General features: G+C 64.3%; 13 protein-coding genes. 7 read left to right on the top strand and 6 right to left on the bottom strand.

Features of this window, described 5'->3' with window-relative positions:
- Nucleotides 1–283 precede the first annotated feature (283 nt).
- Complete coding sequence (locus tag ABIV12_RS02455; protein WP_348055873.1) at nt 284–730, top strand: SRPBCC family protein; 447 nt, start codon at nt 284–286, stop codon at nt 728–730.
- Between the two features lie 85 nt (nt 731–815).
- Here ABIV12_RS02455 and ABIV12_RS02450 read toward each other — a convergent pair whose 3' ends face one another.
- From ABIV12_RS02450 to ABIV12_RS02440, 3 genes are all read right to left on the bottom strand, one after another.
- Nucleotides 816–2,222, bottom strand: a complete 1,407-nt coding sequence (locus ABIV12_RS02450; protein WP_348055871.1) for an FG-GAP repeat protein — start codon at nt 2,220–2,222, stop codon at nt 816–818.
- A gap of 177 nt (nt 2,223–2,399) precedes the next feature.
- Nucleotides 2,400–3,458: a helix-turn-helix domain-containing protein gene (locus tag ABIV12_RS02445; protein ID WP_348055869.1), complete on the bottom strand. Its 1,059-nt coding sequence runs from the start codon at nt 3,456–3,458 to the stop codon at nt 2,400–2,402.
- A 126-nt stretch (nt 3,459–3,584) separates the two neighbouring features.
- The gene (locus ABIV12_RS02440; RefSeq protein ID WP_348055867.1) at nt 3,585–3,926 is read right to left on the bottom strand and encodes a YciI family protein; all 342 of its coding nucleotides are present in this window, start codon (nt 3,924–3,926) and stop codon (nt 3,585–3,587) included.
- Between the two features lie 266 nt (nt 3,927–4,192).
- On the opposite strand from ABIV12_RS02440, the gene ABIV12_RS02435 reads away from it, so the two are divergent.
- The 3 genes from ABIV12_RS02435 (at nt 4,193) to ABIV12_RS02425 (ending at nt 8,051) form a co-directional block, all read left to right on the top strand.
- Nucleotides 4,193–4,693: a hypothetical protein gene (locus ABIV12_RS02435; RefSeq protein WP_348055865.1), complete on the top strand. Its 501-nt coding sequence runs from the start codon at nt 4,193–4,195 to the stop codon at nt 4,691–4,693.
- A gap of 173 nt (nt 4,694–4,866) precedes the next feature.
- Nucleotides 4,867–7,614, top strand: coding sequence for a serine/threonine-protein kinase (locus ABIV12_RS02430; protein ID WP_348055863.1), 2,748 nt, complete (start codon nt 4,867–4,869; stop codon nt 7,612–7,614).
- Between the two features lie 158 nt (nt 7,615–7,772).
- Entirely contained in the window at nt 7,773–8,051 is a 279-nt protein-coding gene (locus ABIV12_RS02425) for a VOC family protein (protein ID WP_348055860.1), read from the top strand.
- Between the two features lie 145 nt (nt 8,052–8,196).
- Here ABIV12_RS02425 and ABIV12_RS02420 read toward each other — a convergent pair whose 3' ends face one another.
- Together ABIV12_RS02420 and ABIV12_RS02415 are read right to left on the bottom strand one after the other, a co-directional pair.
- Entirely contained in the window at nt 8,197–9,660 is a 1,464-nt protein-coding gene (locus ABIV12_RS02420; RefSeq protein ID WP_348055858.1) for a choice-of-anchor Q domain-containing protein, read from the bottom strand.
- 176 nt (nt 9,661–9,836) lie between these two features.
- Nucleotides 9,837–10,442 (bottom strand): hypothetical protein, encoded by a 606-nt coding sequence (locus ABIV12_RS02415; protein WP_348055856.1) that lies wholly within the window; start codon nt 10,440–10,442, stop codon nt 9,837–9,839.
- A gap of 283 nt (nt 10,443–10,725) precedes the next feature.
- Here ABIV12_RS02415 and ABIV12_RS02410 point away from each other — a divergent pair, with 283 nt between their 5' ends.
- Complete coding sequence (locus ABIV12_RS02410; RefSeq protein ID WP_348055854.1) at nt 10,726–11,232, top strand: hypothetical protein; 507 nt, start codon at nt 10,726–10,728, stop codon at nt 11,230–11,232.
- A 63-nt stretch (nt 11,233–11,295) separates the two neighbouring features.
- Here the strand turns inward: ABIV12_RS02410 and ABIV12_RS02405 are convergent, their stop codons facing one another.
- Entirely contained in the window at nt 11,296–12,705 is a 1,410-nt protein-coding gene (locus tag ABIV12_RS02405; RefSeq protein ID WP_348055852.1) for a choice-of-anchor Q domain-containing protein, read from the bottom strand.
- A gap of 354 nt (nt 12,706–13,059) precedes the next feature.
- Between ABIV12_RS02405 and ABIV12_RS02400 the strand changes: the two genes are divergently transcribed.
- Both ABIV12_RS02400 and ABIV12_RS02395 read left to right on the top strand, forming a co-directional pair.
- Nucleotides 13,060–14,640 (top strand): hypothetical protein, encoded by a 1,581-nt coding sequence (locus tag ABIV12_RS02400; protein WP_348055850.1) that lies wholly within the window; start codon nt 13,060–13,062, stop codon nt 14,638–14,640.
- 87 nt (nt 14,641–14,727) lie between these two features.
- Complete coding sequence (locus ABIV12_RS02395; RefSeq protein WP_348055848.1) at nt 14,728–15,147, top strand: hypothetical protein; 420 nt, start codon at nt 14,728–14,730, stop codon at nt 15,145–15,147.
- The last annotated feature ends 8 nt before the right edge of the window (nt 15,148–15,155 follow it).

The following is a 15,155-nucleotide window of genomic DNA, read 5'->3' as shown; positions in this document are numbered from 1 at the left end:
TATCATCGGTGGAATTCTGATGGGCGTTGCGGCGATCCTTGCGTTTCGCCCGGGCATTTCGATTTATTCGGGTTTTCGAAAGGTGGGCGAACTCACCGGATGGCGCAAGGCGATCGTGCTGTTACCCATCTGCTTTCTTTCGATCGTGCTGCTGGTTTCGTGAAGCGCCTCACGAACGGGCATGTGACCAGTGCGATTGCGGCCATCGTGCCCGTGGCGGTTGAATCGAGCCAGAATGCAGGTTGTGGAACCGTCGTCCCATTTCTTTGAAAGGAGCTGGATCATGGCTACAGGCACCGTTCGTCTTCACCGCGTGCTGCGCGCCACGCCCGGGAAGGTCTACCGCGCATTCCTCGATGCCGGCGCGATCGCGAGGTGGCTTCCGCCCTACGGGTTCCTCTGCACGGTGCAGCAGTTCGATGCGAACGTCGGTGGCATGTTCAAGATGACGTTCCACAATTTCTCGACAGGGAATGGACATTCCTTTGGCGGCGAGTATCTCGAACTCGTGCCCAACGAGCGCATCCGCTACACCGACCGGTTCGACGATCCAAACCTTCCCGGCGAAATGCAGGTCACCGTGTCACTGAAGAAGGTGTCGTGCGGAACGGAGCTGAGCGTCGTGCAGGAAGGAATCCCCGGCGTCATTCCTGTCGAGATGTGCTATCTCGGATGGCAGGAATCGCTGGCGCAGCTTGCCAACCTGGTCGAGCCGAACATTCCCGGCTAGAGACCGCGTCGACATTCGTCGACGCGGTGAACGCGCACCGCGACGTTTGTTGACCCGGTACGTGGTGCGTCGTTGGAGTTCGGCGTCAGCGCGCCGTTCCTTCGAACGCATCGGCGAAAATCACGTCGTCGATCTGCGGCGAGTAGAAATAGGCCGTTCCCTGAAAGGTATTTGCGCCGACATTGCCTTGCGCTCCGACGAGCACGCTGGTGCCATCCGCGTCGACCGACCAGCCGAATGAATCACCTGGCGTGCCGTCGCTGGCTGCGAAGACATGCGCCTGCGACCAGACGCCGGCGCTGCGTTCGAACAGATAGGCCTCGCCCGGTGCGGGCTCCGGAGCGGGATGATTCGGGTCATCGTCAAATCGCCACTGCCCGACGACCGCGGTGTCGCCGGCGAGTGCAACCGATTGTCCGAACTGGTTCAACGCGACTCCGTCGGAGGCGACGAGTTTCTGCACCTGCTGGCCCGCGCCGCCGGCGAGATCGAATGCGTAGATCGCGCCCTGGTGCGAGTTCGCGCCAATCGTCGCCGCGGGTGCGCCAATCAACGCCGTGTCCGCCGACGCTGCCAGCGAAAAGCCGAACTGATCGCCATTGGCGCTGTCGTCGGGCACCAGTCTTGCGGTTTCGGTCCACGTGCCTCCGACGTTTCCAAACCGGTAAGCGGCACCGGGAAAATAGACGCCTGTCGACGAATAGTCCGCGCCGGGGGCGCCGATCAGAAGCGTGGTGCCGTCGAATGCAATTGCGTTGCCGAACTGGTGGCCGTCACCCGGCGTGCTGTCGCTGCCTTCCAGCAACTGGGTCTGCGTCCACGCGTCGTTCTCATCGAGGAACACGTACGCCGCGCCCTCGGTGCCGTTGGCTCCGCGATTGTGGCTGTTCGCGCCGATGACCGCCGTGTTTCCCGCCAGTGTGACGGCCCACCCGAAATAATCGGTCGCCGTTGGAATCGTCGCCGTGAGTGCGCTGGTCTGCGTCCACGTGCCCGCGACGTTGGTGAAAACATAGGCCGCGCCGATCGGGCCCATCATCGGGTCGAACGCAAAGGGCGCGCCGACCAGCAGGCGATCGCCGGACAACGCCAGCGACCAGCCGAAAAAATCCGACCAGTTCGGGGGCGCCGACGGATCCTGTGTCGCCGTGATCACCTGCGTCTGCATCCAGGCATCGGCCACCTTGGCGAACACGTAGACCTTGCCGGGCCGATAAATCGGCGCCGCTGCGCTGACGAACGCGAGGTCGCCGCGCACCAGCACATCGAAACCGTAGAGGTCGGCGGCTTGGCCATCGTCTGCAATCACTTCCTGTTCCGCCCAATCGGGCGAGCCCGAGATGCGCGTCGGCGGAGGCGCGAACTGAAGCGCGGGTGCAGGCCAACCGGCCCACCGGTTGGCCTGCTGCGATTGGATTGCGCGCGCGTCGGTCGTCGACACGACTGCTGCGAGAAGAATGAGAGCGCTCGGCAACCACGATGTGGATTTCATGAACGATGTCCCCGGTGATGAGTCGGCACGCGCAACGGCGTGCGATCGGTCGAGTATGTTTTGCCCTCGAGCGATGAATCAACACCTTGGCGTGATCAATTTCTATCGTGATGGATGTCCATCATGCGTCGCACGTGTCGACGCACCACCACTCGCGCGCGCGCGAATCGTCGCGCTTCATGCATCGCGCCCTGATTGTGCCGAACGATCGGGGAACGCCTTCAGCGCCGCACGCCAACCCAGTTGGAACCGCGTGCGCGTGTCGAGAGATCCCATGAGGTCGGCGATGCGCCGGCTCAGCGTTGCCGACGAAATTCCCACCTCGTGGGCGATTGCCTTGTCATTGAGTCCGGCGGCAAGCAGCGAGAGCAGCGCATCGGTGTCTGCATCGACAGGCGCCGCGTGCGTCACTTCGCTGACGCTTCCGTCATCGCGGAGCGCGAGCGGCGTGGCACGTTCCCACAGGCTTTCGAACAGGGCGACGAACGCGTCGAGCAATGCCGATGGGCGGACCAGCAGCGTTGGACTGTCCGCATGTTCGAGTGTCAGCGGAATGAAGGCGATATGCCGATCGGCGACGACGAGTTTCAACGGCAGCGACGGAAACACCCGGATTTCCTCGCCGGCACGGATGTCCCAACGCACGTGCTCGAACGCACCCGGCAACGCGAGGTAGTCGTGGTCGATGATACTGCGATAGCGCACGCCACGTGCCCGGGCAAGCGTCTGGTAGTGCTGGTCCTCTTCGCAGGGAATGTCCAGTCGGGATACCCGCAACGGCGGGCGCACCAGCGAGACGACCTCCTTGCGCGCCAGCTGGTGCATGCGCTCGAAGTTCTGGCGCTCCGCGTCCCGGTTGGTGATCAGCTCAATCACCGAATCGTGGTCGGGCACGACGGCTGCGGCGCTTCGCTGCTTCTTGAGTTCCGGAATGGCGGCGCGCGCGCGCTCGAGATGGGCCTGGCCGCGATGGATGAGCGCCTCGACCGCCAGTTCCGGCGATGCGGCGATGTAGCGGCGTGGTCGCTCCGGCGAATGCGTGGCCAGCGCGCGCGCCTCGATCGCGTCGAGCAGGCGCTGCACCTTGCGCAACGGCAGCGCGAGCGAACGCGCGACTTCTTCCGCAGTCGATGCGATACCGGTCAGCAACGCACGGTAGACGAGTTCCTCGTCGGCGCTGATGCCGAGCACCGCGAGAGGACGAAGACGGGACGACTCCCCACGCGAAACATTCATCATGGACCTCTGGTTCGGAAAGACGCGCACGATCTGCGAAGAAGGATTGAGCACGGTGCGTGCGGAGATCTGCAAGACGCGTCGCGCGGGAGCGGCGGCGCGTTGCAAACATTCGCCGCGTGGCGTTCAGCGGTTCGGGTCCGCACTGAATGCGCGCACCTCCTGCGGGCAGCGACACGCCGCTGCGATCTTCGCTGCCCATTCCAGTGCGACGCTCCGGCTGGAAACGTCAACGACGGTGAAGCCGCCAATGAAATCCCTGCGGCCCGGGACCGGCAGGTCGTTCACCGTGCCGTCCGTGGAGACGACGCGTGCATCGGCAGGATCCCCGAGCCCGCCGCCGAAAACGAAGACGTCCGCCTCTTTTGCCTGCTGGATCACGGCGTGTGCGGCCTTGGCGACCTCGTGCAACTGCGCGTCGGGAAACGTCATTGCGCCGTCGTTGAATGAAATCAGATAGAGCGTCACGTCGTCCCGCCTTTTCCTGGCCGGCCAGCTCGGCGGCCTTCGACTCACACGACGAACATCGCGGCGTGAAATCGACAGGCGACCCGATCAACCTGCCGATCCCTATCGAATGGGCCACTGCAGTGCACGCAAGGTCAGTCTGCACCACGACTTCGCAGGTCACGTAAGATGCTGGCGGATTTCGCCGTCAATGATGCTCGCTGAAGCATTACCGCACCCGCGTGTGGCGGGACCGTTGGATCACAGCGTCTTTGGAATCGAACGCGATGAGCGTGCATCTCTCCGAGCACGATGGGTTGCTTGAAATCACCGCGTTGATCGGCTGGCCGCAGCGCTGCGTGTATGGCGCGCTCGCGCTGGTCCCGCTGCTCGCGCCATACGAACTGATTATCGGCGTCGCCTGGCGATCGTACTGGAATCCGTTTTTTGTGTTCGCCGCAGCGGTGTCTGTTGGCGCCCTGGTGGTGAGCGCGCTGCTCATGCTGATTGCGTTGGGCGGACGCGATCGACGGACCACCATCGATACGAAAGCCGGGAGGGTGTCATTCGTCGAGTGGTCGCCTGTTGGTCGCGACAGAACCCGCGCGTTTCCCGTCGGCGCGCTCAGGAGCTTCGATGTTCGTACGCATGGATGGACCGATGGTGACAGCTACTCGCTGGATTTCCACTGGGCGGGAGGACCCTCGTTTGCAGTGGCGTCGTCGCTTTCCCGCGAGGAGATCGAAGGTTGTCGCGCAACCGTGGCTGCATTTCTGCAACGACACTGACCTGCTTCGGCGACGGTCGAGACAACAGCGGAGCCAGCAGCAACGCCAAACCTCGCGGGAATCGAAGAGGCCGGAGATCGTACAATTGCACTCGCAGGCACGCATGCCGTTGCTGCATCGCAGCCCTGCCGGATGTGGCACTCTTCCGCGGACTTGCGGGGAGATCACAGCACATGGACAGCCACGTGTGGCAACGCATCCGCGGCCTGTTCGACCGCGCGGTCGATTTGCCGGCCGACGAGCGCGCCGCGTTTCTCGACGCAGCATGCGCAGATGAGCCCGCGATCCGACGTGAAGTCGACGCCATGCTGCGCGCCGATGCGCAAGCGGCTGCGTCATCGGCACTGGTCCACGCCAACCCTGAACTGGTCGATGCGCTGGGTGAACAGGCGCATCAGCGGGAGCGCGATGCACTGATCGGGCGACGGGTCGGTGCCTGGCGTCTGCAGCGCGAAATCGGGCGCGGCGGCATGGGCGCGGTGTACCTCGCCGAGCGCGACGACGGCGTGTACGTACAGCGGGCCGCGGTGAAACTCGTACGCGCCGGCTGGGATGCGGACGCACTGCTGCAGCGGTTTCGCGACGAGCGGCAGATTCTCGCGACGCTCCATCATCCGAACATCGCGCGTCTGCTCGACGGCGGTGTGACCGAGGAGGGCAAGCCGTTCCTGGTGCTCGAATACGTCGACGGTTCCACGCTCGCCGCGTATTGCGATGGCGCGCGCCTCGGGGTCGCGCAACGGCTCGCGCTGTTTCTGGCGGTGTGCGATGCGGTCGCACATGCGCATCGCAGCCTCGTCGTGCATCGCGACCTGAAGCCCTCGAACATCCTCGTCGATATGGACGGCCAGGTGAAGCTGCTTGATTTCGGAATCGCAAAGCTGCTTCAGCCCGGTGCGGCCGGCGTTGCAACAGCGACGGCGCTGCGCGCGTTCACGCCCGAATACGCCGCGCCGGAGCAGATCCAGGGCCGCCCGGTCACGACAGCAGTCGATGTGCATGCGCTCGGATTGTTGCTGTACGAATTGCTCACCGGCCGGCGGCCGTATGGCGCGCAAGGATCGACGCCGGCGGCCTACGAGCAGGCGATCCTGACGCAGGAGCCACAGCGACCGTCGCGGATCGCGGTGCAGGAGGACGATCAAACCGCTGCGTTTGCGCACGCACGCAGTCTGCTGCCGGCCACCTTGCGCGCGCGTCTTCGCGGAGATCTTGATGCGATCGTGCTCAAGGCACTGCGCAAGGAGCCCGAGCAGCGCTATGCCTCGGTCGAGGCGATGGCCGATGACGTGCGTGCGTATCTTGCGCAATCACCGGTGAAGGCGCGGCGTGGCAATGTCTCCTATCACGCGACGCGCTTCCTGCAGCGACATGCGCTCGCAACCGGGTTCGCAGTGGTCGCGCTGCTGTCGCTGGTCGGCGGTTTGGGTGTCGCGGTCTGGCAGGGACGCGTCGCGCGCGAGCAGCGAGACGTGGCGCAGTCCGAGGCGCGCAAGTCCGATGCGGTGGTGAACTTCCTGACGGGCGTGTTTGCCGACGCGGATCCGGCCAATACCGACGGTCGCAATCCCACCGCAACCGATCTGCTCGCGCGAGGAGTCGCCGGGATCGACGCGCAGACCGATCTCGATTCCGCGACGCGCTCCGCGTTGCTGGTCGCGATGGGCCGCGCGCACTCCGGCCTCGGCGATGGCAAGGCGGTACAGGCGTTGATGGAGCGTGCGCTCGATGCCGCAATCGCGAGCGGATCGCTACGTGCGCAAATCAACGCACGCATCGCGCTTGCGTCGGCGATGTCGACCAACAGCCGCTATCAGGACACGCTCGAACAATACGGCGTGGTGCGCCGGATGATCGAGGACAACGGCATCGACGAACCGCTGCTGAGCGCGCGCGTGGATTCATCCACCGGCATTGCGCTCAGCAACCTTGATCGCGCCCAGGACGCGTGGCCGTATCTCGAACGGGCCTACGCAGTGCGCCTGCAACGCGAGGGCGCGGTATCGGAGGACGTCGTGCAGATGCTGCCGGTGTCGAGCGTCGTGCTGAAGGCACTCGGGCGCACGTCCGAAGCGATCCGCCAGATCGAAACCAGCTATCACGCCGCGCAGGCGACGACCGATGTGCCGCTGGCGCGCCGTGCGCTGATCGCGCATGCGTACTCGCTCGCGTTGGACGGCGCAAAGCGCTATGAAGAATCAGAGAGGCTGTGTCGCGAGGCGCTCGATCTCGTCGACACGATCTACGGCAAGGGCGACGCGCGCACGGTGCCTGCGATGATCAGCTGGGGAGTCGCGCTGCGCAATCTCAAGCGCTATCCCGAGGCGGTCGCGGTGATGGACAGCGTGCTCGCGCTGGAGCGCAAGCATCTGCAGCCGGACCATCGGCGCATTGCCGAGATTCTCGTCAACGTCGGCTCGGCGCACGCGCTCGCCGGCGACAACGCCGGCGCGATTGGCTATCTGCAGGAAAGTCTCGCGGTTTCGGAGCGCCGCAACGAATCGACCGGCCGCGCCTCGGTGCGCGCAATGTCAGCCATGGCGACTGCGCTGGAAGGAACGGGCGACTATGCGCATGCGCTCGACTACGCGTCCCGGGTATTGCCGTACACCGAAGGCAAGGGCGCGCACTTTGCGGGTCCTGCAGCGGCTGGTCCGCGCTTGCAACATGCGCGCCTGCTTCTGCGAATGCAGCGCATGCCCAGCGATTGCGCGCCCCTCGATGCCGTGCTCGCCATCGCGAAAGCGAGTGACGCCGCGCGGATCGAAGCGACCATCCTCGCTGCTGCATGCGCGGCTGCGAACGGGCGCAGTGCGGAGGCGCAGCAGAAACTGTCCCTGTTGCCGGCGCAGCCCGGCGCGCTGGAGGGCGTCAACCCCTACGCGGTCGGGCTGCTTGCGCACTTGCGCGATGGAGGCTAGCGGCAGCGTCGTTGCGGCGCGCGCAGTGAGCGCACCCTGGCGAGGTCCGACGCACGACGCCGATCGACCACCACGCAGCACCCCGGTTCCCGCTCCTTGATCGTGGCGCTTCATCCGAGCAAGATCCGGGCGACGATTCCAAGGCTTCGTTTGGCGGCATGGGCGACATCGGGCTCACGCACATCGCGCTTCCCGTTCACTCGCTGGAAGCGAGCATTGCGTTCTATGCGCAGTACGCCCGCATGACGGTCGTGCATCGTCGCCCAGGCGTCGCATGGGTCAGTGATCGCACCCGACCCTTTGCCATCGTGCTCATGGAAACGGCCGGCGAGATCAAGCCCCTGCTTCCCATGGCGCACCTGGGTGTTGGCGTGTCGTCGCACGCGGAGGTGGATCGCCTGTCGAACCTCGCGCGCCACAAGGGCTGCCTGGCGTGAGAGCCGGAGCAGATGGATCCGCCTGTCGGCTACTGGGCGCTGATTCGCGACCCCGACGGACACACGCTCGAGATTTCCCATGGACAGGATCTCGAGGCCATTGTCGCCGCGCCGCAATAACGTCGGCGACGGCCACCACGACCGGTCAGGTCGGATAACACGAATAGAGCGCGACCTCTTCGAAGCCATCGGCGAACAGCAGGTCGCCGGCAGCGTATTCGAACGCGCCAATGTCCGGGGCGTTGCCAGCCACCCGCTGATAGATGCCGGTCATTCCAAACGACGGTGTGAGCGTTCCGCCGCGCTGGTCGCACAGCGTGTTCAACGGATTGCTGCCGGCATTGATCGCAGGGCTGCCCGGCTTCAGTCCGAGCAGGTTGGTCTGTCCACCGTAGTTGCCGAACACGTTCAACATCGGATCGGAGGTGAGCGTGCCGGCCGGCAGTGTCAGGCTGGAACTCATGACGAGATTGGCGCTGCCGTCGATCGTTCCGAACCCTCCGACGTCGTGTGCGACGCCGCCCTGCGTATTGCGCGCAACGATCGAGCTGACCAGCGTGAGTTGATGCGTGCCTTCCATCATGACGCCGGCCGCAATGGTTGCCGTATTTGCATGATCGCTCACGTTGAGTGCGATGGTGCTGTTGTGGATCGTCAGCGATCCGATCACTTCGATGCCTGCGGCGAATCCCGTGGCATGGTTGGACGCAATGGTGCTGTTGCGGATGCGGAAGTCACCCGGGCCAGTGCCCCCGCTGAACAACGCGAGACCGCCACCGTAGGCTGCGGTGTTTGCGTTGATCGTCGATGATCTCAGTGAGGCATACCCCACCACGCTTACGCCACCGCCGTAACCGAAGCCGGTCGCGCGGTTGCCTTGCACGGTGCTGAAAAGCGAATAGACACCGTACGAGGAGAAGACGCCGCCACCGTAGGAATAGCCGCCCGTATTGGCGAGCGCCACATTGCCGCTGACCGTGCTGTACAGCAGATCCACCTGATCGTCGGACCAGATGCCGCCACCCAGCGCGGCGCTGGAGCCGGTCGCAACGGACGAACAATTGCTGACCGTCACGGCAGTCAGCGTGATGTGCCCGATCGAATAAAGGCAGCCGCCTTTACCGGCGGTTGAACGCCCGTTCGCAAGGGCAATGCCGGTCAGTTCCAGATGACCGCCGGAGCGGTGTTCGATGATGCGGCTCGCGTCGCCACCGTTGATCGTCACCGTCGGCTGCGGCCTGCCGCTGACGATCGCCGGCGTGGCGACCAGCTGCAGCGAATCGGTGTCCGGGTCGGTCAGCGCGCCAGTCGTCAGGGTAATGGTGCTGCATTGCAGCTGCCTGAAATCGATGATGGTGTTGTTGCGTGCGTCGAGCATCGCCTGACGCAGGCTGCCGGGCCCGCTGTCGGCACAGTTGGTAACCACGAGATTGCTGCCGGCGGGTGTCGGGCCGGCGTGGGTCTGGCGGGGCGCCGCGGGCAGATCGCGAATGCGCATGGGTGTCGCAGCAGCCGCGCCAGAGCCGTCGGTGAGCACAACGCCGGCGAGTGCCAGGGCCAGACTGCGCGCGAGCGCATTGACGGCAGTGGATCGATTGGATGTGCGCATGGCAATTCCCTGGTGGTGTGCCTTCTAGAACGACACAGCGCGTCGGGTTTGGACATGTCGCCGCAGACGCCTGCCTCACTCGACGGCTTCGACACCGGGCTCGAAGATCGCATCGCCTTCTGCACCCGTCGGATACCGACTGTGCGTCGGGTCGCAGGGCGTCGAGCGCCGATGCGTCAGCTCCCGGTCCGCCGAAAGCCGTATTTCGCCGCGATGGTGTCGATCAACGCACACGCCCTGTTTGGATCCTGCTGCATCAGCAATCCGACCGGTTCCATCTCCTTGCCGAAGGTTTGCCAGCCATCGCGGGACCCGTTTGCGGCTTGCGCATGCGTCTGGAACGATTCGGTGAGCCACATCGAGCGTCGCGCCGACTCCGCCAGATCGCAGCCCGTTTTCGGCGGGTGCCTGCCTTCGGCCTCGACGACCGCCAGCGAACGCACGCCTTGCGCGGCAAGGTCCACGTTGTAGTCCTTCGCAAGTGCGTCGTATGCGGTGCAGGCTTCGTCATACTTTGCATCGGCCAGTGGCTGGCCGACAGCGCCAAGCCGCTCGTTGAAACTGCCGACACGACGATAGTTGGCTTCGTAGCCGCGCGGATCCTTCAATGGATCGGGCAACGCCGCCTGCAGTTTCATGCCGAACTGACTGAGCGCCATCATCCGGTTGAAGGCGTCGTCGCGCGTACACGCTGCGTACGAGAGGGACGGGCCGGTGAGCGCGGCAATGCCGAGCAGTACGACCCTGGCAGCAGACGAAAATCGTGAATTGCGTGCGTTCATCGCGTGACCTGGATTGAGGTCGGCACAAGCATCGCCGACACGAGGATGGAAGAGAGGATGGAGGCGGTGTCCACGGTCGTCGGTGACGGCTTTGCAGAACCCCGGGTGCATGGAGAGATGGGCAGTGATCAGTGGTCAAACACCGATACCATGGAAAACCGGACAGCGGAGCGCGCAGGTTGGCGCAGCCGGCGCGCGACGTCGCACCGGCGGGCGGATCCGGCAAGATGATGATTCCCTGATCCTCGCCGACGCCGCATTTCTTTCAAGACGGGACAACGCCATGCGAATGATCGTGACCCTGCTCATCGGTTTCAGCCTGTCCGCCTGCAACGGTCTGCAATACCAGCAAGACAAGCGGATGGTGAATTTCCAGGTCACCCAGCGTGACTTCGATGCGATCGCCGTCGTCACGTTCAAGCAGATCGATGCCAAAGGCGACATCGCCACCATCGTGGCGCCGGCGTCTCTCGATCCGCGCGCACGCGACGCCCTGCGGCGCGTCCATCCGATCGTTGCGACCGCGCCAGGCGCTGCGAATACGCTTCCGGCGGGCTACTTTCTGGTGCGCCAATTCAGCGTGGAGGAGGGCGAGGCCCACCTCGACGGGCAACTGGGGCCGGTCACAGCGCGCATGACCGCGGCCAACATTCCCGATTGCGGAAAGGAATATTCGATCGTGTTCACGATCGAAGGTGGCGATTGGGTGAATCACGCCTACAAGGCGTCAAGCTGCGCCGAAAGTCGCCACTGGGTACCGGCCGACGACCCATCGCCTGCGGCGCGCTGACCGGAGTTGCCGAAACGCGGCGTCGTTCCAACGCGCGCGCACCATTGATGGTCGTCGGTCTCGTCAGTCGAAACCGTTCGCGAAGATGATGTCCGGATTGCGTTCGACAGCACCAATGTCGGTGGTGGCGCCAAGCGTTCGCGCGAACCCGGAACCGCGCTGATCAGTGGTTGATCCGAAGGTGTTGTTGCCATGATCGATCGCCTGGCTCCCCATCAGCGGTTCATGCGTCCGTGTCGGACCTCCACGATTCGCGAGCGGTCCCAGTTTCGGATCCGTGGTCGTGATGAGTCCGGCAGAGGGAGGGGCGTTGCCGACTGACACACCCACCAGATTGTCAGCGCCGGTGCTGGTGCCGGTCAGCCGCAAATCGGAATCCAGGTTCACTCGGGTATTGCCGGAGACGATGGTGCTTTGAAGGATCGCCGGACCCGACACGGACAGCCCGGCGGCCGCCCCGAACGTCGTCGACATGGACTGGTTTCCCGTGACGGTGCTGGAATAGATATGAATCGCGCCCGGCGTCGTTCCCGACAGCACGTTCGTGACCACACCGGATTCTCCGCGTTCAGACGTGTTGCCCGAAATGGTCGAATTGTCGATCGAGACCAAGTCCCCGCCGGTCGTTCCGAGATACGCGCCGCCGGCTCGCGCCGATGCCGCATTGCCGGCGATCGTCGAATGCGTGACGGTGACCTGGTTGACGAAGATCGCAGCAATCCCGCCCGCGACACCGGTCGGACCGCTTGCAGCGCAATCGCTGACTTCGCTGTATTTCATCGAAAACGGCCCTTGCCCGACAAAGATGCCGCCACCGGTGGACTTGGTCGCAGAGTCCTGTGCAACCGCCCGCGAGTGAGTGACGGTGCTGTTCGCCAAACCCACACTGACACGCGCAAAAATACCGCCACCTTGAGCCTCCACATTGGCCTGCGTGGAGACCGCCGTGCAATCCGCGACTGAAACGCCACTCGCTTGATCGGCCGGGCTGACAAGATTGCCCAGATTCACCGTTCCGTTGGAGTAGATGCAGCCGCCGCGCGTGCCTGCTTCGGTCGCCGCTGGCGACACCACTCCGCCGCTGATCGTCATGCCGTAGAGATTCAGAACGCCAGTCCCTTCGTGACGGATCACGCGCCCGTACTTGGCGCCGTTCGTGACTGTCAGACGCGACCGGCCGGCGCCGCTGATCTTCAGATCGTCGGCCGTCACGACCAATGAACCGGTGGACAGCGAAATCGTGCTGCAGCTGAGTCCGGTTGCGTCGACCGTGTCGCCGCTCATCGCGGCAGTGATCGCTGCACGCAGGCTGCCACTGCCGGTGTCATTGCAGTTGCTGACGACCTGTGTTGCCGCGCTTGCGCTGCCGGCGGCGGCTGCAAACGCAAGAGCGAGCGCTGCGGCGAGTGCAGTTCGTGCATCGGGTCTGCGCAGGCGCGAGAGGCCACCAGGGCGGTCATTGGGCTGGTTCATCGATTCTCCTCACGCAATGAGCGTGACTGACGTGGGTAGGGATGCTTTTGAAAACAGAACCATGGAATGCACGCGTCAATGGCGGGCCGGTTCGGTATTCACATCATCGGGGACGTGAAGTCCCGCTATGGGTCCGTTACGCGAGATCGCCTCGAAAGCGGACATTGCGGTTTTGTCGTCCGGCGCGGCTGGTCGGTCGGGATTTTCGTTGCCCGTTGCCCGTTGCCCGTTCAGAAGTGCGGGCGACTGCCGCACGTGCGCCACCGTGCGGCGCAATACGCCTCCCCAACGCACGGCGCGTCGATTAGGATGCGCCGCTGACCGGGGATCGGGTCACGACTGGGGAACCACATCATGAAGCGAACCAACCGGATTATTGCCGGCCTCCTTGCCATGCTCGCAGCGAACGCGCTGCACGCGGCGGAATTTGCAGGCGCCGGGGTCGGCCCCATTCCCGATCACAACGCGTCCGGATCGAACATCACGTTCAGCGTCTCGGGATTCACCCAGCCGGTCGCGCAGGTTCGTCTGCGGCTTGCTCTGACGCACTCGTTCGTTGGCGATCTGCGCGCGACACTCCTGTCGCCCGGCGGTACTGCGCGCCTGGTGATTTTCTCGCGTCTGGCCTACCGCGCCGCTTCATCCGTCGGGCGAGGATCCAATTTCTCCGGTACCTATCTGTTCGACGATGCCGGCACCGATCTGTGGGCAGCGGCCGAGCTCGCCGGATCCGGCAACATTCCTCCGGCAAGCTACCGCGCGAGCACGGGCGGAGTCTCAAGCGAGGACGGGACGCCGAGCGATCACGGCGGCTGTTCCACGTCGTTGACCGCTGCGTTTGCAGGGCTCGCGCCCGCGGATGCGAACGGCACCTGGACGCTCAACATTGCCGATCTGTCTGCGGGGGACGCCGGTCTGGTCTCGAGCGCTCAGCTGGGCATCCTCGATGCCAGCGATGCACTCTTCCGATCGGGCTTCGACCCTTCGACGATCGGCTCGTGCAAGCTGGCATGGTTCGACCTGACGGGTTCAGGGCGCAGCAGTTACGTGCTGGTGCGCAACATCGGCGGCGGCCCGGGCGGCGTTGTGACCTGGTTCGTGAAGGACAACCATGTGGCTGCAGGTGGCGCGGTCGACAGCTTCGCTCTCGGTCTCTCGACCGATACGTTCCTCACCGGTGACTGGGACGGCGACGGCATCGGCGATGCGGCGGTCTGGCGTGCGGGCGATTCGGCGCAGTTCATCGTCCGGCGGTCGAGCCGTCCGACGCGGTTGCTGACGCAGGCATTTGGACACACGGGCGACGACCCCAGGCACGTGGGCGACTACGACGGCGATCGCCGCTCCGACTTCGCAGTGTTTCGCAGTGGTGCGCAAGCGGGCGATGCGTCGAAGACGTTGGTGAAGCTCAGTGCCGGTGGCGCCGACCGCACTCTTGTCACCGGCGAAAACGGCAGCTTTGCGTCCGGCGGAGTCGACTACACCGGAGATGGCATCGCCGACATGGCGATCCAGGCCAATGCAGGATCGGGGGTTGCAAGTTTTCGCATCTTCAACGGAATCGACGGTGCTCCGGAGGGCTCATTCAATTTCGGAACGCCAAGCGACATCATCGTGACGGGCAATCAGTTCGGAGACGAGCTGGCCGACATCACCATCGTTCGCGGTGCGGGCGGGCAGCTCAATTGGACAACCCGCGACACAGGCAGCGGAATTGGACAGCCTGCCGTGGCTTTCGGACTCAGTGCGACCGACTTCGCGCTCTCCGGCGACTACGATGGCGACGGCCTGGACGACTACGCCGTATGGCGACCCAGTGCGACCGAAGGACAATCAAAGTTCGTCGTTCGCCCCAGCACCGCCCCTGCCACGACAATCGAGATTCCGCTTGGAAAGAATGGCGACTTTCCACCAGGCAATAACCGCGTGCATTGACGGAAGACTGCGTGGCCCCGCTGGCGGCGCAACGGACAGTAAAATGCGCAGCCCGTCCGCTTCGTTCCGCAGCGAGAGGAGACCGCCGTGCTTGCCGTGTTCGACAAACTCCAGCTGAAGCACCAGCGCGAGATCCTCGTGGTGAACGCGCCCGCGTCGTTCGAGTCCCAAGTGGAAGCGCTGAAGGACGTGAAGGTGCTACGCAATCCGAATACGGCAACGGCGTTCGGGTTCGCGCTGGCGTTTGCGACCAGGCAACGAGAAGTCGATGCGCTGTCGAAGGTTCTCGCCGCGAAATCCGACGGCGACGCGGTGCTGTGGTTCGCGTATCCGAAGGGCACGTCGAAAAACTACACGTGCGACTTCAATCGCGATACCGGTTGGGCAGTGCTGAAGCGTCTCGGTTTCGATACGGTGCGTGCGGTCGCCATCGATGAGGACTGGTCGGCGCTGCGCTTCCGTCGCGTGGAATTCATCAAGCCAACGAAAGCGCCATCGAGCCGTTAGTCTTCACG

This window comes from Dokdonella sp., from assembly GCF_039926425.1.
Classification (GTDB): Bacteria; Pseudomonadota; Gammaproteobacteria; order Xanthomonadales; family Rhodanobacteraceae; genus Dokdonella_A.
The sequence above is the reverse complement of the archived record's forward strand: the minus strand, read 5'-3'. Positions and strand labels throughout refer to the sequence as shown.